Source organism: Lysinibacillus sp. GW247-5R2A (genome assembly GCF_059424475.1).
This window is the reverse complement of record NZ_JBWKZL010000006.1, coordinates 19152-43505: the sequence shown is the minus strand read 5'-3', so window position 1 is coordinate 43505 and position 24354 is coordinate 19152. Positions and strand designations below refer to the sequence as shown.

Genomic DNA, 24354 nt, shown 5'->3' with positions numbered 1-24354 from the left:
CCCGTTTAATGAATGGGGAGACAATCCTTTTTTGTTACTCTGTTGGAATTGTATGCATAATTCGTTCCTTCACGTCCCATTTGACTGTAAACATAACGTAATGTTGCTTTTCACGTTTTTCATCATAGCATTCTGTCAAATAGCCTTTAGCTAGCTGAATCTGTTCAGCAATAAATCCTGCCTCAAGTCTGAAGCTACGTTGTTTGATTTGCAATATTTCAGGGTCGTTTGTCAACTGGAAAATACGTCCGTCTTTTGATTCTTTCATTAGCTCTAATGTACCCCAGCAGGCATCTGCGAAAAATGCGATTAATTCGTCTTGACTTTTACATGGAAACTTACGCGCAAGCTCTTTACCTGCCCAATAAAGGACATCATCCTCATGTTTACCGAGTACAGAAGATAGAATATGATCGCGAATGATCTCATAACCAAAGGATGAGATTGTAGGAGATGGAGTGTTTAACATTGTTATCCTTCTTTCTTAGAATTTTCTTATAATTTAACGTTAATAAAGTAATGGTAGATTTTTCGAGAAAAAACGACGCATTATGCACTAGATTAGTTCTTTAATAAGCTCTATGAAAAACTCCGAGTTGCCTTGACGCTCGTAGCTCTTGAGAGTACAATAAACATGTCATAATATTGTACCATGATGAAATACACAGTCAATGAAGTATCATTTACAAAATGATGACTTCTTTTGTTGTGCTATTTTAAGTACTAAGGGGGGTAACAGTCTTGTCGAAAGATCGAGAGTTTTTATGGCGTCGCTTACATTCTCTACTTGGGATCATTCCAGTAGGTCTGTTTTTAACGATGCACCTGTTCATTAACTTTACAGCAACAGGCGGGGCAGATAGTTATAACGATGCTACCGCAGTAATGGAAAAGATTCCATTCCTTATCCTAGTTGAATGGATTGTCATCTATATTCCATTGATGTTCCATGCATTTTATGGAGTGTTCATTGCATTCACTGCTTCACCAAACACAGGACGTTTCAGCACATACCGTAACTGGATGTTCTCATTACAACGTTTCACTGGTGTATTCCTAGTGATTTTCATTGCATGGCATATTTTCCAAACTCGTATTCAAAAAGCACTTGGAGCACACGTTGATTACGACATGATGGCGAATATTGTTGCTAATCCATTCATGCTTGGATTCTACATTGTTGGTATTTTATCAGCAACTTTCCACTTATCTAACGGTTTATGGGCATTCCTAGTAAGCTGGGGTATTGTACAATCTCCTCAGTCTCAAAAGATTGCTACTTACGTAACAAACATTATTTTCGTAATTCTAAGTGTAGTTGGTGTGGCTGCTATTTTAGCTTTCGTATAATTCAATAGAGCTACGATAGAGCACATGCAATCATTGCAATTTTTTAAGAGGAGTGAGAAATAATCATGGCGAAAAGCAAAGTAATTGTTGTCGGCGGTGGTCTTGCCGGTCTGATGGCAACGATTAAAGCAGCTGAAGTTGGTACTGAAGTTGATTTATTCTCATTAGTTCCTGTAAAACGCTCACACTCTGTTTGTGCGCAGGGCGGAATTAATGGTGCAGTAAATACAAAAGGTGAAGGGGATTCTCCATGGATCCACTTTGATGATACAGTATATGGTGGGGACTTCTTAGCGAACCAACCACCAGTTAAGGGTATGTGTGATGCAGCACCTGGCATTATCCATTTAATGGACCGTATGGGTGTTATGTTCAACCGTACACCAGAAGGATTATTAGATTTCCGTCGTTTTGGCGGTACTTTAATGCACCGTACAGCTTTCTCTGGTGCAACAACTGGTCAACAATTACTATATGCGCTTGATGAGCAAGTTCGTTCTCATGAAGTAGCTGGTTTAGTAAATAAATATGAGCACTGGGAATTCCTTGGTGTTATTATCGATGAAGACGGCGTGTGCCGTGGTATCGTAGCGCAAGATATGCGTACAGAAGAAATTAAATCATTCCGTGCAGACGCTGTTATTATGGCGACTGGTGGCCCTGGTATTATTTTCGGTAAAACAACAAACTCTGTTATTAACACAGGTTCTGCTGCTTCTATCGTTTACCAACAAGGTGCTTCATATGCGAATGGTGAGTTCATTCAAATTCACCCTACAGCGATTCCTGGAGATGACAAAAACCGTCTAATGTCAGAATCAGCTCGTGGTGAAGGTGGTCGTATTTGGACTTATAAAGACGGTAAACCTTGGTACTTCTTAGAAGAAAAATACCCAGCTTACGGTAACTTAGTGCCACGTGATATTGCAACACGTGAAATTTTCGACGTTTGTGTAAACCAAAAACTTGGTATCAATGGCGAAAACATGGTATACCTAGATCTTTCTCATAAAGATCCACATGAGTTGGACGTTAAACTTGGTGGTATCATCGAAATCTACGAAAAATTCGTAGGAGATGACCCACGTAAATTACCTATGAAAATTTTCCCAGCAGTTCACTATTCAATGGGTGGATTATGGGTTGACTACAACCAAATGACTGAGATTCCTGGTCTATTTGCAGCAGGTGAGTGTGATTACTCTCAACACGGTGCAAACCGTCTTGGTGCGAACTCATTACTATCTGCTATCTATGGCGGTATGGTTGCAGGACCAAACGCAGTAGATTATGTAAAACATCTTAAAAAGCATGCAGAAGATATTCCACAAGAGATTTACGATGCTCGCGTATCAGAAGAACAAGCGAAATGGGATGCTATCATGAAAATGGAAGGCACAGAAAACGCTTACTTACTGCATAAAGAGCTTGGTGAAATGATGACTGCTACAATGACTGTTGTACGTTACAATGACCAGCTTGAAGATACATTGAAAAAACTAGATGACCTTACTGAGCGTTGGAACAACATCAACATCAACGATACGCAAAAATGGAGTAATCAAGGCGCACACTTTACACGTCAGCTTAAAAATATGTTAGTGCTTGCGAAAGTAATGACAAAAGGTGCATTATTACGTAATGAATCTCGTGGTGCGCACTATAAACCTGATTTCCCTAACCGTGATGACGAGCAATTCTTGAAAACAACAATGGCGAAGTTTGATCCAACTACTGGTAATCCAATCATCACGTACCAAGAAGTCGACGTTTCTTTAATCCCACCACGTAAACGCGACTACTCTGCGAAAGGAGACTAAAAGTTATGCAAATCTCAGCTAATACTGGAAGAATGGTTAAAGTTGAAATCCTACGTCAAGATACACAGGGCGGCAATAGCTATTGGCAAAAATTCCAAGTGCCTTACCGTCATGGTATGAACGTAATTTCTATTTTAATGGAAATTCAAAAAAATCCTGTTACTGAAAATGGTGAAAATACATCGCCAGTATCATGGGATATGAACTGTTTAGAAGAAGTTTGTGGTGCATGTTCAATGGTTATTAATGGCCGTCCACGTCAATCATGTTCAACACTTGTTGACCAATTGACTGAGCCAATTAAATTGGAGCCAATGAAAACATTCCCTGTTATTCGTGACTTACAAGTTGACCGTGAACGTATGTTCAACGCGCTTAAAAAAGTGAAAGCATGGGTACCGATCGATGGTACTTATGATTTAGGTGAAGGTCCACGTATGCCAGAAGGTAAACGTCAATGGGCTTATGAATTATCTAAATGTATGACTTGTGGTGTATGTATGGAAGCATGTCCAAACGTGTCTGAAAAAGCTTCATTCATCGGGCCAGCTCCATTATCACAAGTACGTCTTTTCAACACTCACCCAACTGGTGCAATGATTAAAGATGAACGATTAAATGCTATTATGGGCGATGGTGGCCTTGCAAACTGTGGTAACTCTCAAAACTGTGTTGCTGCATGTCCAAAAGGTATTCCTTTAACAACATCAATCGCTTCATTAAACCGTGCTACTACAGTGCAAATGTTCCGTAACTTCTTCGGTTCTGACCACTTCGTAGACTAATATCGGACAAGCTGACTCCCTTACACTTAGTGTAAGGGAGTCTTTTATTGTGATATAAACATAGTTAGCATAGTTCAAGGAAAAACCATACTATAGAAAGAAAAGAGATATAGTAATAAAATAAGGGAATTTTGGTTTTTCCTATGATAATATAGCATTATCTTTTATAATGAATTTGTATTCATTATTTATGGGCTGTCTGAACCAAACTAAAAGGATGGCCAATTAATTATAGGGGATGGTGCTAATTTGAAAGCAAATTATATTGAAGACTTCCAAGAGTGGGAAAAGGGTTTTTCCTTTTATAGTGAGGCACGAGTACGATTTTCAGAAACAGATATGTTTGGACATATGAATAATACGGTAAGCTTTACATATTTTGAACAGGCAAGAATTGATTATTTCCGACATGTAGGTATTTTAATGCCATCTGTAGCTGATGAGAATGTAAAGAGTATACCGATTGTAGCTGATTTACAATGTGATTATGTAAAACAGATTTTCTTTGATGACGTGCTACGAATTTACACTAAGATAGCGAAAGTTGGAAGTTCATCCATGGATATTCATTATTTAGCTAAAAATCAAAGGGATGAAGTGTGCTTTACAGGTCGAGGTACAATTGTGCAAATGGACCCTCGAACAGGTAAAAGTGTACCGATTTCTAAAGAAGAAAGAGCGCACTTGATTAGTTTGGAAATTATTCCTCATTAGTGAGTAGGGCTATTGCATAAATAATTATGAGAATAGTAGGAATTATGTTTTACATAAAATTTATGAAAATGTCGAAGCAATTTCCGAAATTTTTAAGGAAACATGTAATAATCATGCAAATAGCCGTCACCGCTTCAAGCCCCTTAACATAAGTTACAATACGTGCGGGGGAGGAGGGTGTAACTGAATGAATGGCTCTCATCATCGTTCTCTATTAACGAACCGAGAACGAGAAATATTTGCGCTTTTATTAGCTGAAAAAACAACGAGAGATATTGCAGAGCAGCTTGGTATTAGTGAAAAAACAGTGCGAAATCACATTTCCAATACAATTCAAAAGCTAGGTGTAACAAATCGATCTCAGGCGTTAATTGAGCTGTTACGCTTAGAAGAATTTAAATTAGACTAATGGACACTTGCTATTTCGTGAAAAAAACGACAAAATAGAACTATTCAACGTATTTTTAGGAGTGAAATAGTTATATGTCGGATGAAGTAACAAAACACTCACCTGAAACCGTTGCAACGGTTGAAAAGGAATTACGCTATATAGCGGCCATCGTGAAGCAAAAGGGAAGAGAAATTGTTTCCGACTATGCGATTACGCCGCCACAATTTGTTGCATTACAGTGGTTAGAAGAGCTTGGTGATATTACAATTGGCGAATTATCAAACCGTTTATATTTAGCTTTTAGCACGACAACAGATTTAGTTGACCGGATGGAGAAAAATGAATTAGTCAAGCGTATGCGTGATGAAAATGACCGCCGTGTCGTTGTTGTTCATCTTCTCGAAAAGGGCGAACGTATTATTCAAGAGGTTATAGAAAAAAGACAGCAATATTTGCAAGAGATGCTTGTTGGTTTTGATGAGCAAGAAGTCGCGCAATTATCAAGTTACCTAGAAAAACTACATGTACACATGAAACAGGATTGAGGCGGAAAGTATGAATGCCCCGATAGGCGTTATTGATTCAGGAGTAGGCGGGTTAACCGTAGCAAAAGAAATTATGAAGCGATTGCCAAACGAAACGATTTATTATATTGGCGATACAGCAAGATGTCCATATGGTCCAAGAAGCCGTCAGGAAGTACGGAACTTCACTTGGCAAATGGCGAAAGCGCTAGAAAAAATGAATGTTAAGATGCTCGTTATTGCTTGTAATACAGCGACTGCAGTAGCACTCGAAAGTTTACAAAGAAATATGCCTTTTCCGGTACTAGGCGTTATAAATGCTGGCGCACGTGCAGCTGTAAAGAAAACGAAGCGACATGAAGTCGTTGTGCTTGCAACAGAAGGAACAATTAAAAGTGGTGCATATGAAGAGGCCTTACTGTCACTTAATACGTCAACACATATTATTCCACTAGCCTGTCCAACTTTCGTTCCACTTGTAGAAAGTGGCGAATATAAAGGTGAATTTGCGACGAAGTTAATAGCAGAAGGCTTAAAGCCGTTGAAAAATCAGCAATTTGATACGGTTATTTTAGGGTGTACACATTACCCTATTTTACAAAAACAAATTGAAGCTGTCGTAGGAGATGAAGTGAATGTTTTATCTTCTGCGGAAGAAACAGCAAAGGATGTTCAAGAAATGCTAGCTTATAATGGCACTTTAGCAAATGCAAATACAGTGCCTGCTCATAAATTTTTTGCAACTGGTTCTGTTCCAATTTTCCGTTCAATCGCTGAAAATTGGTTGGAGCAAGGTACTCTCGACATAAAACGCATTACATTAAAATAAAAAATCAGCTTAGCAATGGGCTAGGCTGATTTTTGCCGTTTTCAGCATTTTACATAATCATTGAGTACTTTTTTGAAGAAATAAATTATGATAAGATGAGGGCGCGAAAGTTTTTAGGAGGAACAATAAATATGACAAGATTTGATGGAAGAATGGCAGATGAGCTACGACCTGTAAAAATGGATGGGGAGTATTTATTACACCCAGAAGGCTCGGTCTTAATTCAAGTAGGAAATACAAAAGTAATTTGTACAGCAACAATCGAGGACAAAGTGCCTGGCTTTTTACGCGGGCAAGGGAAAGGCTGGATTACAGCTGAATATTCGATGCTACCTCGTGCAACTGCTCAACGTACACCGCGTGAATCATCACGTGGGAAGGTCAATGGACGTACGATGGAGATTCAACGCCTAATTGGGCGTGCATTACGTGCTGTAGTCGATTTAGAGGCGCTTGGAGAGCGTACAGTATGGATTGATTGTGATGTGATTCAAGCAGATGGTGGCACTCGTACAGCTTCCATTACGGGAGCATTTGTTGCGATGACACAGGCAATTGCTAAATTTGCAGAAGAAAAGCCATTCGTCAAGTTTCCTGTAACTGATTTTTTAGCCGCAACTAGTGTAGGGATTGTAGAAGAACAGGGTGCTGTTTTAGATTTAAATTATGTAGAAGATGTGGCTGCTGCTGTTGATATGAATATTGTTATGACAGGTGCAGGTCGCTTTGTAGAATTACAAGGTACTGGCGAGGAAGCAACATTCTCTCGTGAAGAATTGAATGATTTATTAGCATTAGGTGAAAAAGGCATCCAGCAATTAGTTGAGCTCCAAAAAACAGCGCTTGCTGAACAAGCAAACATGGTCGGAGGGAAATAATATGAAACAGGTAGTGATCGCAACAAAAAATAAAGGAAAAGCCAAAGATTTCGAAGCATTATTTGGCCCACTTGGTTATGAAGTTGTCACAATGTTTGAAGTAGCACCTGACATGGAAATAGAAGAAACAGGTACAACATTTGAAGAAAATGCAATCTTAAAGGCAGAAGCGCTAGCGAACAATCTTGGTACCATTGTGATTGCTGATGATAGTGGTTTAGCAGTAGATGCATTAAATGGTGAGCCAGGGGTCTACTCTGCGCGTTATGCTAGTGATCATGATGATGAAGCTAATATGGTGAAGCTGTTAGAAAACCTACAGGGTGTAGAAGATGACAAACGTACCGCTCGATTCTGCTGTTGTATTGCTATTGCAGGTCCAGATTTTGAAACGACGACTGTATTTGGTACTTGCGAGGGCGTGATTGCACACGAGAAACGTGGGACGAATGGCTTTGGCTATGATCCAATCTTCTTTGTTCCAAATTTAAATCGTATGATGGCTGAGCTTACGCCAGAAGAAAAAGGTGCTATTTCTCACCGAGGTAATGCTATTCGTAAGTTGAAGGAGCAATTGCCGAATCTTATTAAATAAGAGGTGGTATTCATGAAAATACTTATCATGAGCGATACACATGGCGACAGTCAGGTGATCGACAAGGTTAGAAATTTTTATCCTGAAATAGATGTTCGCATACATTGTGGTGATAGTGAGCTTCCTTATGTGCATGATGCATTAAAAGGAATGAAAAAAGTACGAGGGAACTGTGATCGGGAGGAAGCTTTTCCTGAGGAAGAAATTTTTACAGTCGATGGCGTAAGAATCTTGGTGACTCATGGTCATTTATTTAATGTAAAAAGTTCCATGCTGTCTTTAACCTATCGGGCAAAGGAATTGAATGCCCAAATTGTTTGTTTTGGTCACTCTCATATTCTCGGGGCTGAAATAATGGATCATATTTTATTTATCAATCCAGGAAGCTTATTAAAGCCGCGGGGTCGCAAAGAAAAAAGCTTTGCCGTGCTAGAAATAAATGCTTCAACTTTTACAGTGGAATTTTGGTCGGATGATCAACAATGTATGTCAAGTCATACGTTCCAACGAAATTAATACGACTTAAAAATCCGCCTTACTCTTCAAGTAAGCGGATTTTTATATGGGGTGGTAAAATTGTTTAGGAATGAATGATGTTGAAATGGAAAAAATAAATGGATAAGGTAACAAAGGAGGAAATATGGAAAAGACAATTGGCTGGAAAATGGACAATAGCTATGTTCAACTACCAAGTATTTTTTATTCCGATATGATGTTAAACCCTGTTCGTTCACCCGAATTAGTCCTGTTAAATGAAGCCGTAGTTGCGTCACTAGGTTTAAGTAGTCAAGCTTTAAAAAGCGAAGAGGGCATAGCCATTTTGGCAGGTAATAAAGCCCCCGATGGTAGTATTCCTATTGCGCAGGCTTATGCAGGACACCAGTTTGGACATTTTAATATGTTAGGTGATGGACGGGCACTTTTATATGGCGAGCAAATAACACCCACTAATGAGCGTATGGATATCGCACTAAAAGGGTCTGGCAGAACCCCTTATTCTCGTGGTGGAGACGGAAGAGCCGCATTGGGGCCTATGCTTAGGGAGTACATCATTAGTGAAGCGATGTTTGCGTTGGGGATTCCTACTTCTAGAAGTTTAGCGGTAGTGAGCACAGGTGAAACGATTATCCGTGAAACTGATCTACCTGGTGCTATCCTTACGAGAATTGCTAGCAGTCATTTACGAGTAGGGACCTTTCAATATGCAGCACAATGGGGTACAGACGAAGAACTCCAGATCTTAGCAGATTATGCAATAGAAAGGCATTTCCCGAATCCACATGGTGACACGAATCGCTATCTTTATTTATTGCAGGAAGTCATTAAAACACAAGCATCTCTTATAGCAAAGTGGCAATTAGTGGGCTTCATTCACGGGGTCATGAACACAGATAATATGACCATCAGTGGGGAAACCATTGATTATGGACCGTGTGCCTTTATGGATGCCTATGATCCAGCGACAGTGTTCAGTTCAATTGATCAACAAGGGCGTTATGCGTATGGTAACCAGCCAAACATTGGTGGCTGGAACTTAACACGCTTGGCAGAGGCATTACTTCCCTTAATTCATGAAAATGAAGAGCAGGCCATTGAACTTGCTCAAGCTACCTTAGAACAATATCCTAAGCTATACGTTCAAAACTGGCTGAAAGGAATGCGAGCAAAATTAGGGTTATTCGATGAAGAGCAAGAGGATATGAAGTTGATAGAAGAACTTTTGCAGCTCATGCAACAGGACAAAGCGGATTATACTAATACGTTCATCGCCCTAAGCTTTGACCAAATCGATAAAACCTCGTTATGGAAGTCGTCAGCATTTAAAGACTGGCATCAGAAATGGCTTACACGATTAGCAAGACAGTCACAAACAAAAGACATGTCACAACAATTGATGCGCCAGCATAATCCCGCTGTTATTCCACGTAATCACAGGGTGGAGGAGGCATTGGAAGCGGCTGTAGAACGCGGAGACTATAGCGTGATGAATAAATTAGTGACAGTTCTGGCACAGCCCTTTGCCCACACGAATGAACATCAGGAATATGCTTCAATACCAGAGCCATCTAATCAACCATATCGAACTTTTTGTGGCACATAAGTAGACAACGAGAGGAATTACTCCTCTCGTTTTTTTATTGTGCAATGGCACCCTACACAAACCAAGCGCATACCCTATGTATGAATAAAGGTAAAGGAGAATGGATTCGGTGCATAAATATTCAAAAGGTTGGTTTGTAAAAGAGCTACGAACACATGGCATTTTAGTACATCCACAACTTAAAAATCATCTAGGGTTATTTAAAGAATCTGAATTGCGAAATTTATATTATCGCTATGTAGAAATAGAAGCGGCTGAGCAGATTCAAAAATAGCTATATTGTTTGAATAACTCCTTTCTAGGAAAAAATGGGCTTAGAAAGGAGTTTTACTATGTGGATAATAGCACAGACATGGCAGGATGTCCTATTTTTACATTGGCCAGTATCACCACTAGAATTAGAAAAACATATACCTCCAGAATTGACGCTAGATTTATTCGAAGAGGATGCCTGGGTAAGTGCAGTACTTTTTAAAGTCCATGGGCATCGCTTGCGATTTCTACCACCCATTCCTGGCTTGAATACTTCCTTACAATTGAATGTACGAACATATGTAGAATATGAGGGCAAGAAAGGAATCTATTTTTTTCATTTAGATGTGACCAATTATGTCTTCTCAAAAATAACAGCATTAGTCAGCTTACCCTATCGATACTCAAAAATTGTAGGAAAGCATAGGAATAATGACAACACCTATACGAGCTATTACAAAACATTGGATGAAAGATTGAGGGTATCCTATACAATAGGGAACAACACTCAAACTAATTTTGACCAATGGCTAGTAGAACGTTACCATTCATGGGCAAAATGGAACGATACATTATTTCGTATTGATATTCAGCATACACCGTGGGAATTACAACAAGCTGAAGTAAAGATTCAAAGTAATACGTTAGCTTCTTTTATGAAGGGAACCTTTCAGAGGACAAGCCCCATTGCACATTATGCAAAGACAAAAGAGGCAAAAGTCTTTCCTCCAGTGGTTGAACAACGAAAAACAAGATCTATCCAAAAATAGACCTTGTTTTTTGTAAGGGAGATATATTTTAAAAGAGATAACAAAATTGCATGACAATAGCGCCGGCAATCATATCTGACATGGCAAGTGCCTCAGCCTCAATTTCATCAAATATGTCCACGTCGGCTTGATAATCTTTTTGAATCATGGTCACGGCTTCATTCTTTGTTAAAGCCAAATGCATATAAAACATCTTTTGTACGGCCTCCATGCTTAAATAAGGATTGATCGTATGCAAAAATTGTGCAATATCGTCAGCATTACGATACCAATCTCTCTCTTTTGCCTCAGCCGTTGCAGTATCTCCTTTAGTAGCAGCAGTCACTAGCTGAGCTGCAATCACAAGATGCTCTTTAATTAAGGCTGCATATCGATCCGCTATAGAGTCACCATAAAAGGGACGGAGGCAATTCCCTAAATCTGTTGCATTTCGTAACAAACGCTGCTGTACAAAGGGTAAATCAGGCAAATTGAAAACGATGCTAATAATCGTCATCCGTGTCCAATTCACATGCTCCATCCACAGTAACCGATTCATCGCCATATAATCCGCCTCAGCTTTACTAATACAGCGTCGATTATCAGCCGAACGTAAAAAGTGACGAATCGGTGCCGTGTATTGCGTAGAGGGGGATTGATACAACTGGCTTAATGAAAACCCATTTGAATAAGGGTACAAAACCTCACTCCTTTTCATTCTTTTTCCTACACTAGCATACTCCCAGGTAGCTCTATGTATGAAAACAAAGAAGGCAAAGGGAGGAGATCTAGCATCAATCCTCGTACATCATTTTCTTCGTCATCCCACCATCAACCGTTAAGTTAATACCCGTAACAAAATCATTCAACGGATTTGTTAAATAAAGACATGCTTGAGCAATATCCTCTGGCACACCAACTCTCCCTGACAAATGCTGTGCATGGTCAATCGGACGAAGCTCTTCATAATGGCCAGTCTCAATCCACCCAGGCGAAATACAATTCACAGTAATCTGATCAGGACCAAACGACCGTGCTAAAGCATGAGTCAATGCTACAATCCCACCTTTTGTAGCGGTATAGGCTTCAGTATGAGGCTCAGACATTTCAGCCCGTGTAGAGGCTAGACATACAATCCAGCCTCCTTTGGCATTGTGCCTCATCACTTTCGCAGCCTCACTTGCACAGAAAAAGGCACTCGTTAAATTCGTTTGCAAGAGATCATGCCACTCCTCCCACGTAATATCATAAGGGGATGTATGTTGGAACTTTCCAGCATTATTAATGAATATATGAATCGCCCCATATTGTTCGACCGCTCGTCGCATCAATGAAACAATATCCTGTTCCTTCGCCACATCCGTATGAACAAAGATGACAGAGAAGCCCTGATCGACCAATTCCGTCTCTAATTGCTGACATAATCCCTTATTGATATCAGCAATAACCACCTTCGCACCCTGTCGTGCATACGCTAGCACAATGCCCTTGCCAATTCCTTGTGCACCACCAGTCACAATTACAACAGCATCCTTAAACATCCACATACCTCCCATTGATTTCTAGCCAATATTTTAACAAAAATTTTCATGTTCGACCTATCGATAAGGCAAAAAAATGGTATAATCTATATGGTGAAAACATATGATAAAACATAGATGAGGGAAACCTTGCCTACATAGTAAAATTAATGTTGACATTACGCTATATAATACATATAATAAGTATTGTCCTTCCTATGGAATACATATGAAACGACATCATGTCTCAGTAGCTCAGCAGGATAGAGCAACGGCCTTCTAAGCCGTCGGTCGGGGGTTCGAATCCCTCCTGGGACGTCAAGCAAAGCCTTACAGCCACAACGGTTGTAAGGCTTTTTGTTTTTATGCATAAATGTATAATATTCTGTTTGGTGCCCAAGAGGTGCCCAAATCAATCTTTTTCATCAAAAAGTTTATCAAAGTGAGAACTTGCTCGCTGATCAGTTTCTTGTAAAAGATGTCCATAAGTATTCATGGTAGTTGTGATATTTGAATGACCTAATCTCGACTGAATAACCTTAGGATGTTCACCAGCATGAATTAAAAGGGTAGCTGAAGTATGTCTTAAATCGTGAAAACGAATTCTAGGTAAATCGGGATTCTTTTTCATAAAACGATCCCACCACTGACTTATTGAATCTGGACGATAAGGTTTACCAAACTCATTTGAAAAAAGAAAAGTATGTCCTTCCCATACTCGCTCCTCGCCAGCCTCTTCCAGTTGATATTTTATTACTGCGGCAAGTGTAACTAAATCATTCAGAATATTTGAAGGAATAGTAACTACACGTTTTCTTTTACCTTTTGTTTCTTTTATGATAATCCCATCTCCAGTTAAATTAACTAAAGCTTGTTCTATTAATAGGGTATTGTTTTCAATGTTTAAATGTTTTTCTTCAAGGGCAACTAGTTCACCTTGTCGAGCAGCACTTACCACAGCCAGTTCAACTAACAATCGTTTTTCAGCAGTCTCTCTATTATTTAATCGCTCAAACAATAATTTAACTTGTTCCTCGCTGTAGGCTTTACCTTCTTCATATTTAAGTTTGGGTAGCTTTATATTTTTACAAGGACTCTCTTCGATTAAATTCCATTCAACTGCTACATTCATAATACTAGCGAATGCCTTGTAAATATTATGGATAGTGGAAGGGGATAACTCGCTTTCTTTGCCGTCTAATCTTCGTTTTTTCTTCTGTAAATCACCTACAAAAAATACTACATCTACTTTTTTAATATCCTTTAATTTGATATCACCAAAAATAGGGAGGATTCGTTTTTCTAAATGCGTACAATTATCATGAAATGATCGTGCACTATAATGTTGTTTTGCGTAATTATCTTTCCATCGTGGAAAAAGATGATTTAATGTAATCGATTCAATATCACTAAAATATACATCTTTATTTTGCTTCATTTCTTCTTCAAACAGTATTAGTAGGCGCATCGCTTCTTTTTCGCTTTTGGCTTCTACATTTTTAGTTTTACGAATACGGCGATTACCTCGATAACCTAAATCTGCGATAAGTTTGAATTTATTCTTACTGATTTTTTGTACATATCCCATTGCTAACAGCTCCTTTCAAGAAGAGTACAATTGCTAAAAAAATGATTGTTAAGATAATGGTGTAGTCTTTTTTGCGCGAAATCATATTCAACATTAAATAGTAGAGAAATTTTATTAATAGCCTTTTCTTCATTTATAGGAAGTTTGATTTTATTTAGCATGAATGTTGGTACACATGCTTGTAGAGCAAAATTATTTGCTTTCCATTCCTGGTACTCTCTAAACAAAGGAGGTGTTTTTGTTTGGTTGCCAGAATGTGAGATTACATGGCCTAACTCATGGCAAAATTCTTGCCATTGCTCCTGCTCGGATAATCGTGAGTCTATATAAATGATGTTGTCATAACTTACTGAATCAATAGGTAAGTAAATGACCTCGTAGCCGAGTTTATGGCCAATTATCATTGGATCCAATTGCTTTGGATTCATCACATTAATGCTAGTGAATAAATCTTTTATGTAGTCTTCTAAATGGGTATAAACAAAAATCATAACATCCCTCTTTTACAAACGTATGTTCTATTTATGTTAACAAAAAAATCCGCCAATGAAAAGGCGAATTTTTTAAATTTCTGGAAAACATACATAAAAATGTAAAATCACTTCTTATTCTCCTGTTGCTTCTTCCACACCTCGTAATAAACTTCGAATTGCTCTAAAGCATCAAGTAAATTTTCTGGTTGGTTTTTGAAAAACAAATTCTCTCTAGTTAAAAAGAAATCAATAACTTCTTTTTGGTATGCATTAAGGCTGTTGTAATCATCGTCTGATATACCAGCTTGTTTATGTAAAGCATCTTTATTATCTGTTCGCCCTAATAAGTAATCTATAGAGACATTATAGTAATCTGCAATTTTTTCTAAAATTTCATAATCAGGATTCCTCTTACCTTGTTCGTAAGCAGTATAAGCTGGTCTTGTAATGCCTAGTATGTCTGCTATATCTTGTTGAGTTTTGTTATTAGATTTTCGTAGATATTTCAGTCGTACGCCTAGCATAATTTCACCTCGCTTTTTTAAACATAACATAATTATATGTAACAATTTGTTACTAATCCAATAAAAAATAATAATGTAACGAAATGACACGAAATGTGTTGACAATGTAACGTAATGATACTATCTTATAGATAAGCAATACGAAAGGCGGTGAGGAAATGAAAAACCGAACTTGGTTAAAGGCAAAACGCATAGAAAAAAAAATGACTCATGATGATGTTGCAAAAGCATCTGGGATTGAACGTGCATATTATACCATGATTGAACAGGGCAAACGCAGACCTTCAGTACATGTAGCTAAATCAATATCTGAGGTATTAGATTTTGATTGGGTACTTTTTTTTGATGATGAATGTAACGATATGTTACAAAATAACTCGTCTCATCTCATTGATGTAGCAATTTGATACAAAAATAAAAAAAGAGGTTTCATCATGAATCGATTAGCCAACATTGAAAATGAAGTGAAAAATCAACAGGACAAAATAATATTTTTTAAAAAAGAGATGGGTGAGCATTACGCTTTGTTAGAAACACTTTTGCAAAATGCTATTTCCCAAACGAATTTACACCCAACTCTAGTTTTAGACTTTTTTATTCATCAAAGTCGAATTTATCAATTGGAACAAAAACATCTTTAATATCAACGGTGAAAAGAGCCTCACCTCTTTCTTCGTGATATTTTCGGAAATGATAGTTTACTTCCCATGTAGTACCCAGAGCGTTTTTTATCATCTCTGTCATTGTCTCGTCAATAGTACATGAACAATATGGGCAACCTAATGGGAGCTGTTTGGTGAAATCATTCCAAAATACTTGAAATGTATTTTCACAGTTTTTACATGTTATATCTGCTCTAGTAGCCATTAATTTCACCTCCAATCTACCAATAGTTTATTAGATTGGAAAATTTTAAAAAACAGGAGGTTTTATCATGAATCGATTAACAAGAAATATCCCAAGTACAGAGGTAGCTGAAATGGTTGGTCGTGACCACAATGAAGTATTGAAAGATATACGTCGTATCATTAATCAATTAGGAGAGGGGAATTTACCCCAGTCCTATTTCATCGAATCAACTTACACTAATACTCAAAATAAAGAGTTACCTTGCTTCTTACTTACTAAAAAAGGCTGTGAACTATACGGTACTCGAATGACTGGTGAAAAGGGTACTCAATTTGCTGTTCAATACATCGAACGTTTCAACGAAATGGAAGAACAAGTAATCAATCAAACTAACTTACCACAAGATCCTATTACTCTAGCTTTAGAAGCAGCACTCGAAACTCGTAAAACGGTACAAACGATTCAAACGGAGGTAAAAGAGGTTAAGGCTGACATCGAGGAATTACGAGACAACCTTCACATCACAAGTTCACAAGCAAAAGTAATCCGAAAAAAAGTTGCAGAGATAGTATATGAAGCACTTGGTGGCAAAGAAAGTAACGCGTACAAACATTTGAATAAAAAGTTGTTCTCCGCATGTTGGGGTGAGTTCAAAGACTATTTTGATATCAATGAATTTAGAGATTTGCCAAAAAACAAGTTTGAAGATGGCATGAAATTCTTGTTTATGTGGCAACCAAGAACAGAAATGCGCCTTGAAATCGAACATTACAACACGCAATTGCAATTAAAGTTGGTGAAGTGATATGTCGAAAGTAGTTAACCTTCTTACAAAGGATCAGTCAGAAGTTTTGCAAGAGGTTTGCGACATTATGAACAGCGTTTTATGCAATAGGCGCAAAGCTTACCCAACAAAAATTATAGATGAGCATGGGACACGCGATTATATTGCAAGCCGTGAAGAACATTTAGAAAGTGTCATGGATTATGTTTTAACGACTCTAGGGTGCGTATTCCCAAAAATAGATTAATGGAGGTTTAACCAATGAGTAATAAAGAAGTAAAAGTAACGATAGAAGGTCCGGCAAGTCACACTTTATTCGAACTTGAAAGTGATGGTGAACAAGGTATCATTCACGTAGTTTTACGAGATATGGATAGCAATTTTAAAGAAGCTAGTGTAGCTGGTGTAATTCTTTCACCGGATGAATTACAGGAAATTTATTACGCTATCGCCGATGTATTAAAGCATCAAGAACGAGAGTCCAAATAGAGGAAGGCGCTATTTCAGCGCCTGAGATTGGAGGCGAAACTATGAATCTAACAATCGAAGAATTAAAAGCGGAGCTACTTAAAGCGGAGCTAGTTGATTTTTTACATCGAGCGTATCAACAAGGTGTAGAAGATTGTAGAGAAAGTATGAGATTTGAATTATCTCTACCATCAAACTTAAAAAAAGAACATGTAGCTCAAATATTTCAGTGTGAGTTACCAACTGTAGAAAAGATCATCCGCATGGATGGATTTCCTAAATGTCATGCTCTAACAGCTCGTTATCCAAGGGATAAAGTGCTGGAATGGCGAGATAAAAATGTCATGTACATGAACTCACGTCTTGGTATCTATGTGAGTGAAAATGAAAGTCTTAGATTATTAAGAGCATAGGAGAGGCCAGGGCAAATGGCCTCAAGATAAATCAAACTACCAATCTAGTAGAAATCTAAGAGGTAGGGGCAAATCTACCTCTTAACCATTATTATACAGAGAATTTATACAAAGTGCGGTCTCTTACAAGTTAACTTTTCTATGAAATGTGACTTATTCAAAAAAGAAAGGAATGGAAATATGACTGTTACTGGAAATTTAGTTGGCGAGGTAATGAAAGAGATTAGGGGAGATGAAACACAATTACGGTTCGGTTTTGATTTTGGAGTAGGGAGAGAGGCTATCTCCAAATACGAAAATGGCCGTAGTAAGGTCCCTGCAGATATAAGTAAAAGCATCGTAGAGAAGTTCGATGATCCTAAGTTTGCGCTGGCTGTACAACATCAATATACAGGCACTGGCCCAATATGGTTAAACGGACCAAATGTAGACCTTCATAGGTGTAGTGTACGTGAGAAAACAATAGAAGAACTTCAAGAAGCCTTGGACTCTATCACTAGTACAAGCCTAGCCAAACCAAGTGATGCCATAGAACATTATGAGCGAAAAAACATCATGGACATGATTGAGGAGGCAGTTGAGGCAGCTACAGCACTAGCAAACTTTATAGCAGTGACTACAGAGCATCTTGGAATTAGCTACACAGGGGTTTGGATGGACCACTATAAGTACTTACAGAAAGAAGGGTTCATTAAATGATTGAAATAGATGAACAAATCGAACGTGAACTAACTTGTATTGATGATCTAACAGATGTAATCAAACTACACGTAAAGCAGGTCGTATCAACATAGCAAAACAACTAGAACGAGACCTACATAATTCGTTGAAACAACTAGAGCAACTACACGAACGCAAGCGTTTTTGGACAACTGTTGAACAGCTTAATAAGAATGGAGTACTAGCAGAGGTGGTGGATAAGGTTGTGGAAATGGCTGCTTAATCGTTGGAGCGATTAAACAGCAAGAACTATGGAATATACAAATCAATTATATCACAAAAATAGATGTTTGCGGGAGTTATCTCGCTCTCGTCAAGCAGCTTACAGCACCGTCTCCCTACGGTTATGCTTTGCCGTTGTAAGTTGCTTGATGGGATGCCATCAGAAAGAAGGTGAAGATATGAGTATTACTCAATTTAAGCTGAAAATGCGTGAGATAAGGCTAGATACAGAAGATTTTGAGGAACGATTTGCTGAGTATGACATCATCAGTGAATTTACGGGAATCATTCTTACATTAGTGGCAATTGAGGACAATGTACGCTACACAAGCTTTGTCACAGCAACTTATGCAGATGTGTTACGAAACCAAAAGGAGGCTATTGCGTGAGACAACTTATGGAAGTGGAGAACCCAATGGTATTGGGAGCGATTGAAACAGTAAATTATGTACCTACATTTAAGTATATCAAGACAGATTTTCGAGATATATATGGTAGTTTAATAGTTTTCAATGATGACTATATGGAGTTTCCGAATGGAGAGATTGTTCATTTAGACAACATCCACACTTATTTAGAGGATAACTATAATGCCAAATTTTGCACAAAAAAATAAACCACTTGGCAGAGTGGCTTATAAATCAAATATTTAGCGCAATTATAGCGCATTACAGGAGGAATTACAAATGAATAACGGTTTAACAGAACAATTTAACAATCCTCAAATTGGACAACCTTCATTCCAAAATGTAGGAGGTGCGCTAGCTCAAGCTAGTGCATCTCGTGAAATGGAGGAAGTAAAAGGTCAAATATTTATGGCTAAACAATTCCCGCGAAACACATTTCAAGCTGAACAACGAATTATTGATTCATGTCAACGTCCAGCATTAGCACAGGTGGCTATGTATCAATATCCTCGTGGAGGGCAAAGAGTTACAGGGCCATCGATCCGTTTAGCCGAAGTCTTAGCACAAAACTGGGGCAATTTATCGTTTGGTATTCAAGAACTTGAACAACGTGATGGTGAATCACTTGCAAAGGCTTATTGCTGGGACCTAGAAACTAATGTACGTCAAGAGAAAGTATTCACGGTTAAACACTCAATGAAAGCGAAAGGAACAATTAAAAAATTGGATGATCCGCGAGACATCTATGAAAAAGTAGCTAACGATGGTGCTCGAAGATTGAGAACTTGTATCCTTGGCATCATTCCTGGAGACATCGTGGATAAGGCAATCATTCAATGCAACAACACCCTAGCTGGAAACAGTAAAGGGCCTCTAAAAGATCGTATCGGAAACGCGCTTAAAACATTCAAAGAGCAACATCGAGTAACACAAGAAATGATAGAAGCGAAGTTCGGGTACAATGCCGAATCATTTACTGAGTATGACTATGTTGAATTAATTAACATCTTTAATAGTTTAAAAGACGGCATGAGTAAGGCGGAGGATTGGTTTGATAAGGAAATTGCTAAAAATCAATCTAGTGGCTTAGGTGAAGCATTTAAAGAGGAGCAAAAACCAGAGGTGAAACAAGATGCACCAATCGACATTCCAATTGACAAGTCAGAATTACCACTCGAATGAGGCCAACCAGCACTACATGTCAGTGTCGCAGTTTAAAAGCGCTATAGAGTGTGAGGCTAGAGCGTTTGGGGAGGTAAGGGGCGAGTTCACTCGTCCTCCTTCTACAGCATTAATGGTCGGTTCATACTTACATGCAGCATTTGAAAGTGATGTGGCATTTACTGAATTTCTAGAACAGAACCACAACAGCATTTTTAACAATCGTGGCAACAAGTATAAGGACTACGAAAAAGCTGATGACATGATTGAAACCATCAAAAATGACGAGTTTTGCATGTTCGCTTTACAGGGTGAGAAAGAGGTCATTTATACAGGTGAACTATTCGGAGTAGAGTGGAAAATCAAAGTCGATAACATCAATCATGAACGTGGATTCTTTAGTGATTTAAAGAGCACTCAAGAGCTTCGAAAGCGTTACTGGAGCGAGAAATATAATACATGGGTTTCATTTGTACAAGCATTTGATTATGTGATGCAAATGTGGGTGTATCGAGAAATTATCTTTCAAAATACAGGTCGTTATTATGATCCATATATTGTGGCAGTTACAAAAGAATCACCACCTGATAAAACAGTTTTAGACTTCGATTCAGGGCGTTTCGACTTTGAGAAAGAATATGTTCAAACCATGCTACCAAGCATCATAGATGCAAAGCTAGGACGTAAAAATGCACATCGATGTGACAAGTGCGAATTTTGCCGAGGGACTAAGAAACTTAATGGCACATTCGAAATTGAGTATCTATTAGATTAGGAGGTGCAAATGGATGAATAATGTACCCCACAAAGTCCTTCTGCCTGCTTGGATTTTTGAGCAGGCGAAGGATAACGATGAAATCAGACGCTTGGTGCTGGATTATATGAGGCGTTATCCAAACTATAGGGTGCTCAAGGTTAGTGGTAGTTTGGCAATCTGTGAGAAACAGGACGGACTGTTATAGGAGGTAGCAATGATTAAAATTCGACTAGCTGTATTGTTGGCTGAACGTGGTTTAAAAATAAGAGATGTTCATGCTAGGACAGGCATTTCAATGACAACGCTAAGAACACTGTATTACGGCCGTTCTAACAGTGTGAAAATAAAAGATTTAGAGGCAATTTGCAAGGTACTGAATTGTAATGTAGGCGACATTTTAGATTACCAGGCAAGATGATTTTTATACCGTAAATGAAAAGGGGACATTAACAATGGATAAAATATTAAGATTCAAAAAAGCACCTACTCTTAAGGATTTAGAAGGATTAAGTGTTAATGGCGGAACTTTTGAAATTGGAGACGGATTTATTCAAAAAAATACAATTGTAATGAATGTACCAAATACTTTTAGATTTACTACAAAAATCGAAGTATATAGCTATGAAAATGGCATTTGTGATTTAATCATGTCGCAGTTTTTAACAAGAGGTCCTGAATTGTGGGAAATGGGTGATGCTTTTTATCGCATCGGCTTCAATGATGAAGGAAACACAGAACAACAATTACGATACTTATGCAACGAGTTAATAAATCGCTATTTAGTGGAGTGGGTTGAAAAAGATTAACTGAAAAACATGTGAACTTTATGAATAAATCTATGATTAAAAATTTGAATATTGAAAATATGGAGGGCTAAAGAAATGGCTAAGTTACAAGTTGAAGGTACAGCAAAACTACGAGTGAATTACACGGTTGAGGTTGCGTATAGGGAGGGAATGGGCTGGCAAAAACAAAATGAAATATTGGATTCTGCAATTAACTGGCATGAAGTATGTAGTAACGCTGAAGTTGATGACATTGATGTGGTTGATTACCAAGAAATCAAGGAATAGCAATAGGAGGGGTCAGGGCAAATGGCTAAATACAGATACGTCTACACAACTTTTTGGAACGATCCTCGTGTGGTTGAGGAAATGACAGCAGAGGACAAGTACTTCTTCCTGTATTTGCTGACAAATGAAAGTACGACTCAAATTGGCATCTATCAAATTACTAAAAAACAAATAGCTTTCGATATGGGCTACTCAATGGAAAGTGCTGGTGCTTTGCTACAACGCTTTAGGGACCATCACAAGATCATTAAATACAACGAGGAAACGCGTGAGATAGCCATTAAAAATTGGGGGAAATACAACCTGAATCGCGGGGGTAAACCGATTCTTGATTGTGTGAAATCAGAGTTAAAAGAAGTGAAGGATACTTCGCTTATCCGATGGGTAGGCGAAGGAATCTCGAATGATTCTGTACGTAACGTCTACGAGTCGTACTACGATACGTCCCACGATACGTATAACGATACGTCAGAAAATGAAGAATCCAGTAATGATGTTGGTTCTTACGATACGTCGACGATAAGTGGACAAAAAGAAAAACAAACAGAAAAACAAAAACAAAAAGAAAATAAAAAAGAAAAACAAATAACAGACAGTGAAGTCGGTCAGTCGTCTGTCACTGAGGAACAATTAATATTCTTAACAAAATTCTATGATGAAAACATTCAAAGAATATCTGGCTACATTTGCGAATGCATTGAGCACATGGCATGTGAAAATGATCCAGCACTGGTTTATGAAGCCATGAAGATTACTGCACTTCAACAGCCAAATAAACCAATGCATTATACAGAGCGAATCTTGGCTAACTGGAGAAAGGATTTTATAACAAATGTTGAGCAACTAAAGGCCAAGGAAGAAAGGGACAAAAATAAGCGACAACAATCTAGTCAATCCTCATATCAAAAAACAAAAGGTCGTACGGAAGTTGTTCCAGAGTGGTTCGCTAATCGTAATGATAGTGAAGAACCAACGCCAGCTACTGAAACTAGTAACAATACTATTGATTTTGAGGCTGAGAGACAAAAAGTTTTAGAGATGCTAGGAAAAAGGAGTGTTAACGAATGAGACGACGACAACGAAAAAAGAACAACATCCAATAAGCTCAAGCGTATAAAGATGTATTGATTAATAAAGGTTTTAATAAATCCAATGGTTTTAATGTAGCACCATTCAGGGCATTAAATGGAGTTGACTTTGGTGTCTATATTTCGAATCCCAAAGGGATGAAAACATTCATTTTCCCAAGCTTGATTGAAGATTTTAATTACAGTCTTAGAGCTTTTGATACTACATTCAATAAAAGGTATTTCAAGGAGGCTACGGCATGAGTAGAGAAATTAAGTTTCGTGCTTGGGAAGCGAGAGTTAAAAAATATATTGATTGGGATAACTTCATAAATAATCCTTTTGGAACTTGGGGGATGAAGGCATTTAATAATGATCGTTATCACTTCCAACAATACACAGGCTTAAAGGACAAGAATGGTAAGGAGATTTATGAAGGGGACATACTAGCGCTTGAAGATTACTCTCCTAATTGGTTGGTTAAGTACCATTATGATGCTTTCATAGCTGAGGGCGGTGAATTTAAAACACAAGAGGGGTTAATCGAATTTTATGATTGGCACAATGAATGCCTTATTGCTGAAATCGTTGGGAACATCTACGAAAACCCTGAATTATTGGAGGCAACAGCATGATCAACCGAGTTGTATTAGTTGGCCGACTTGCAAAAGATCCTGAGGTGCGTTTTACTTCGAACGGCATTGCATCATGTCGCTTCACGGTTGCAGTAAACAGGACATTCCAAAATCAACAGGGTGAACGCGAGGCAGACTTCATTAATTGTGTGGCTTGGAGAAAGCAGGCTGAAAATCTAGCAAACTTTCAGAAGAAAGGTAATTTAATAGGTTTGGAAGGGCGAATCCAAACAGGCAGCTATGAGGGGCAGGATGGTAAGCGTGTGTTTACTACTGATGTTGTAGCAGACAGTATCCAATTCTTAGAGCCAAGAAACAGCACAGGAGGCTCACAGGGCACATCAAACCACGAATCTAGTACAAATACAGGTGGACAGTATCAAGGCAGTTCACAGGGGCAAGTTGGCAGTAATAACAACCAGCCAAGTTATACAAGAGCAGATGAAGATCCGTTTGCAAATAGTAAAGGGCCGATTGAAGTTAATGAGGATGATCTTCCATTCTGATGTAAGGGGTGATTACTGATGATAACGAAAAAGCCTACAAAGAAAATCATTGGAGCAAAAACAAGAGAAAAGCTTGAAAAGCAAATTAAAGCTGAAAGACAGAACCATTGGTACCCAATCAGTGATATTAAATTCTTTGAATATGAAGCAAGGCCATATCAAGTCTTAATGAAATTCGGAAAAGGGGTAGAACAATGAG

General features: G+C 38.2%; 37 protein-coding genes and 1 tRNA gene. 32 read left to right on the top strand and 6 right to left on the bottom strand.

Features of this window, described 5'->3' with window-relative positions; all coding sequences use genetic code 11:
• Positions 1-34 precede the first annotated feature (34 nt).
• On the bottom strand, positions 35-469 hold the full coding sequence (locus AC07YC_RS10750; protein WP_036119424.1) for a YslB family protein: 435 nt from the start codon (positions 467-469) through the stop codon (positions 35-37).
• Between the two features lie 272 nt (positions 470-741).
• Between AC07YC_RS10750 and AC07YC_RS10745 the strand changes: the two genes are divergently transcribed.
• The 13 genes from AC07YC_RS10745 (at position 742) to AC07YC_RS10685 (ending at position 11009) form a co-directional block, all read left to right on the top strand.
• Complete coding sequence (locus AC07YC_RS10745; RefSeq protein WP_036119422.1) at positions 742-1350, top strand: succinate dehydrogenase cytochrome b558 subunit; 609 nt, start codon at positions 742-744, stop codon at positions 1348-1350.
• A gap of 65 nt (positions 1351-1415) precedes the next feature.
• Positions 1416-3170, top strand: coding sequence for a succinate dehydrogenase flavoprotein subunit (gene sdhA, locus AC07YC_RS10740; protein WP_336635453.1), 1755 nt, complete (start codon positions 1416-1418; stop codon positions 3168-3170).
• Between the two features lie 5 nt (positions 3171-3175).
• A complete protein-coding gene (gene sdhB, locus AC07YC_RS10735) occupies positions 3176-3955 on the top strand; it encodes a succinate dehydrogenase iron-sulfur subunit (protein ID WP_025114536.1) in 780 nt (259 codons plus the stop codon).
• Between the two features lie 249 nt (positions 3956-4204).
• Entirely contained in the window at positions 4205-4669 is a 465-nt protein-coding gene (locus tag AC07YC_RS10730) for an acyl-CoA thioesterase (RefSeq protein ID WP_494919341.1), read from the top strand.
• Between the two features lie 187 nt (positions 4670-4856).
• Positions 4857-5078: a helix-turn-helix domain-containing protein gene (locus AC07YC_RS10725; RefSeq protein WP_004226437.1), complete on the top strand. Its 222-nt coding sequence runs from the start codon at positions 4857-4859 to the stop codon at positions 5076-5078.
• Positions 5079-5152: 74 nt separating this feature from the next.
• Complete coding sequence (locus AC07YC_RS10720) at positions 5153-5605, top strand: MarR family winged helix-turn-helix transcriptional regulator (protein ID WP_008179154.1); 453 nt, start codon at positions 5153-5155, stop codon at positions 5603-5605.
• A gap of 10 nt (positions 5606-5615) precedes the next feature.
• The gene (gene racE / locus AC07YC_RS10715) at positions 5616-6413 is read left to right on the top strand and encodes a glutamate racemase (RefSeq protein WP_008179152.1); all 798 of its coding nucleotides are present in this window, start codon (positions 5616-5618) and stop codon (positions 6411-6413) included.
• 131 nt (positions 6414-6544) lie between these two features.
• The gene (rph, locus tag AC07YC_RS10710) at positions 6545-7291 is read left to right on the top strand and encodes a ribonuclease PH (RefSeq protein ID WP_025114540.1); all 747 of its coding nucleotides are present in this window, start codon (positions 6545-6547) and stop codon (positions 7289-7291) included.
• Position 7292: 1 nt separating this feature from the next.
• The gene (locus AC07YC_RS10705) at positions 7293-7886 is read left to right on the top strand and encodes an XTP/dITP diphosphatase (protein WP_494919340.1); all 594 of its coding nucleotides are present in this window, start codon (positions 7293-7295) and stop codon (positions 7884-7886) included.
• Positions 7887-7898: 12 nt separating this feature from the next.
• Entirely contained in the window at positions 7899-8402 is a 504-nt protein-coding gene (locus tag AC07YC_RS10700; protein WP_494919339.1) for a metallophosphoesterase, read from the top strand.
• Between the two features lie 124 nt (positions 8403-8526).
• Positions 8527-9987, top strand: a complete 1461-nt coding sequence (locus AC07YC_RS10695) for a protein adenylyltransferase SelO (RefSeq protein WP_494919338.1) — start codon at positions 8527-8529, stop codon at positions 9985-9987.
• Positions 9988-10087: 100 nt separating this feature from the next.
• Entirely contained in the window at positions 10088-10261 is a 174-nt protein-coding gene (locus AC07YC_RS10690; RefSeq protein WP_494919337.1) for a DUF2639 domain-containing protein, read from the top strand.
• A gap of 58 nt (positions 10262-10319) precedes the next feature.
• Positions 10320-11009 (top strand): YqjF family protein, encoded by a 690-nt coding sequence (locus AC07YC_RS10685; protein ID WP_494919336.1) that lies wholly within the window; start codon positions 10320-10322, stop codon positions 11007-11009.
• Between the two features lie 28 nt (positions 11010-11037).
• Here AC07YC_RS10685 and AC07YC_RS10680 read toward each other — a convergent pair whose 3' ends face one another.
• Together AC07YC_RS10680 and AC07YC_RS10675 are read right to left on the bottom strand one after the other, a co-directional pair.
• A complete protein-coding gene (locus AC07YC_RS10680) occupies positions 11038-11706 on the bottom strand; it encodes a hypothetical protein (protein ID WP_258954693.1) in 669 nt (222 codons plus the stop codon).
• A gap of 76 nt (positions 11707-11782) precedes the next feature.
• Complete coding sequence (locus tag AC07YC_RS10675) at positions 11783-12529, bottom strand: SDR family NAD(P)-dependent oxidoreductase (RefSeq protein ID WP_494919335.1); 747 nt, start codon at positions 12527-12529, stop codon at positions 11783-11785.
• A gap of 223 nt (positions 12530-12752) precedes the next feature.
• On the opposite strand from AC07YC_RS10675, the gene AC07YC_RS10670 reads away from it, so the two are divergent.
• Positions 12753-12826, top strand: a tRNA-Arg gene (locus tag AC07YC_RS10670).
• A gap of 94 nt (positions 12827-12920) precedes the next feature.
• On the opposite strand, the gene AC07YC_RS10665 is transcribed toward AC07YC_RS10670, so the two are convergent.
• The 3 genes from AC07YC_RS10665 to AC07YC_RS10655 form a co-directional block, all read right to left on the bottom strand.
• The gene (locus AC07YC_RS10665; RefSeq protein WP_494919334.1) at positions 12921-14096 is read right to left on the bottom strand and encodes a tyrosine-type recombinase/integrase; all 1176 of its coding nucleotides are present in this window, start codon (positions 14094-14096) and stop codon (positions 12921-12923) included.
• Positions 14097-14098: 2 nt separating this feature from the next.
• Positions 14099-14587: an ImmA/IrrE family metallo-endopeptidase gene (locus AC07YC_RS10660; protein ID WP_096365042.1), complete on the bottom strand. Its 489-nt coding sequence runs from the start codon at positions 14585-14587 to the stop codon at positions 14099-14101.
• A gap of 107 nt (positions 14588-14694) precedes the next feature.
• On the bottom strand, positions 14695-15093 hold the full coding sequence (locus AC07YC_RS10655) for a helix-turn-helix domain-containing protein (protein WP_090002279.1): 399 nt from the start codon (positions 15091-15093) through the stop codon (positions 14695-14697).
• Between the two features lie 158 nt (positions 15094-15251).
• On the opposite strand from AC07YC_RS10655, the gene AC07YC_RS10650 reads away from it, so the two are divergent.
• The 18 genes from AC07YC_RS10650 to AC07YC_RS10565 all read left to right on the top strand — a co-directional run bounded on the left by AC07YC_RS10650 (position 15252) and on the right by AC07YC_RS10565 (position 24353).
• Positions 15252-15500, top strand: coding sequence for a helix-turn-helix transcriptional regulator (locus AC07YC_RS10650; protein WP_494919333.1), 249 nt, complete (start codon positions 15252-15254; stop codon positions 15498-15500).
• A 27-nt stretch (positions 15501-15527) separates the two neighbouring features.
• Positions 15528-15734, top strand: coding sequence for a hypothetical protein (locus AC07YC_RS10645; RefSeq protein ID WP_090002275.1), 207 nt, complete (start codon positions 15528-15530; stop codon positions 15732-15734).
• A 293-nt stretch (positions 15735-16027) separates the two neighbouring features.
• Entirely contained in the window at positions 16028-16747 is a 720-nt protein-coding gene (locus tag AC07YC_RS10640; RefSeq protein WP_494919331.1) for a Rha family transcriptional regulator, read from the top strand.
• A 1-nt stretch (position 16748) separates the two neighbouring features.
• The gene (locus AC07YC_RS10635) at positions 16749-16973 is read left to right on the top strand and encodes a hypothetical protein (RefSeq protein ID WP_494919330.1); all 225 of its coding nucleotides are present in this window, start codon (positions 16749-16751) and stop codon (positions 16971-16973) included.
• 14 nt (positions 16974-16987) lie between these two features.
• Positions 16988-17215: a hypothetical protein gene (locus AC07YC_RS10630; protein ID WP_171365604.1), complete on the top strand. Its 228-nt coding sequence runs from the start codon at positions 16988-16990 to the stop codon at positions 17213-17215.
• A gap of 41 nt (positions 17216-17256) precedes the next feature.
• The gene (locus AC07YC_RS10625; RefSeq protein ID WP_171365603.1) at positions 17257-17607 is read left to right on the top strand and encodes a hypothetical protein; all 351 of its coding nucleotides are present in this window, start codon (positions 17257-17259) and stop codon (positions 17605-17607) included.
• A gap of 180 nt (positions 17608-17787) precedes the next feature.
• Positions 17788-18306, top strand: coding sequence for a helix-turn-helix domain-containing protein (locus AC07YC_RS10620; protein ID WP_025114392.1), 519 nt, complete (start codon positions 17788-17790; stop codon positions 18304-18306).
• 422 nt (positions 18307-18728) lie between these two features.
• Positions 18729-18938, top strand: coding sequence for a hypothetical protein (locus tag AC07YC_RS10615; RefSeq protein WP_494919329.1), 210 nt, complete (start codon positions 18729-18731; stop codon positions 18936-18938).
• Complete coding sequence (locus AC07YC_RS10610) at positions 18935-19165, top strand: YqaI family protein (RefSeq protein WP_031417157.1); 231 nt, start codon at positions 18935-18937, stop codon at positions 19163-19165. Before AC07YC_RS10615 ends, AC07YC_RS10610 begins: the two co-directional genes overlap by 4 nt.
• A 70-nt stretch (positions 19166-19235) precedes the next feature.
• On the top strand, positions 19236-20138 hold the full coding sequence (locus AC07YC_RS10605; protein WP_494919328.1) for a hypothetical protein: 903 nt from the start codon (positions 19236-19238) through the stop codon (positions 20136-20138).
• Between the two features lie 22 nt (positions 20139-20160).
• Positions 20161-20892 (top strand): PD-(D/E)XK nuclease-like domain-containing protein, encoded by a 732-nt coding sequence (locus AC07YC_RS10600; RefSeq protein ID WP_494919327.1) that lies wholly within the window; start codon positions 20161-20163, stop codon positions 20890-20892.
• A 196-nt stretch (positions 20893-21088) separates the two neighbouring features.
• Positions 21089-21292, top strand: coding sequence for a helix-turn-helix domain-containing protein (locus AC07YC_RS10595; protein WP_427513844.1), 204 nt, complete (start codon positions 21089-21091; stop codon positions 21290-21292).
• 34 nt (positions 21293-21326) lie between these two features.
• Complete coding sequence (locus tag AC07YC_RS10590) at positions 21327-21680, top strand: hypothetical protein (protein WP_494919326.1); 354 nt, start codon at positions 21327-21329, stop codon at positions 21678-21680.
• Positions 21681-21755: 75 nt separating this feature from the next.
• Positions 21756-21947, top strand: coding sequence for a hypothetical protein (locus tag AC07YC_RS10585; protein WP_494919325.1), 192 nt, complete (start codon positions 21756-21758; stop codon positions 21945-21947).
• Between the two features lie 21 nt (positions 21948-21968).
• On the top strand, positions 21969-23015 hold the full coding sequence (locus AC07YC_RS10580) for a DnaD domain protein (RefSeq protein WP_494919324.1): 1047 nt from the start codon (positions 21969-21971) through the stop codon (positions 23013-23015).
• A gap of 259 nt (positions 23016-23274) precedes the next feature.
• Positions 23275-23649, top strand: a complete 375-nt coding sequence (locus AC07YC_RS10575; protein WP_494919323.1) for a YopX family protein — start codon at positions 23275-23277, stop codon at positions 23647-23649.
• A complete protein-coding gene (gene ssb / locus AC07YC_RS10570) occupies positions 23646-24155 on the top strand; it encodes a single-stranded DNA-binding protein (protein ID WP_494919322.1) in 510 nt (169 codons plus the stop codon). Before AC07YC_RS10575 ends, ssb begins: the two co-directional genes overlap by 4 nt.
• 18 nt (positions 24156-24173) lie before the next feature.
• A complete protein-coding gene (locus tag AC07YC_RS10565; RefSeq protein WP_494919320.1) occupies positions 24174-24353 on the top strand; it encodes a hypothetical protein in 180 nt (59 codons plus the stop codon).
• The last annotated feature ends 1 nt before the right edge of the window (position 24354 follow it).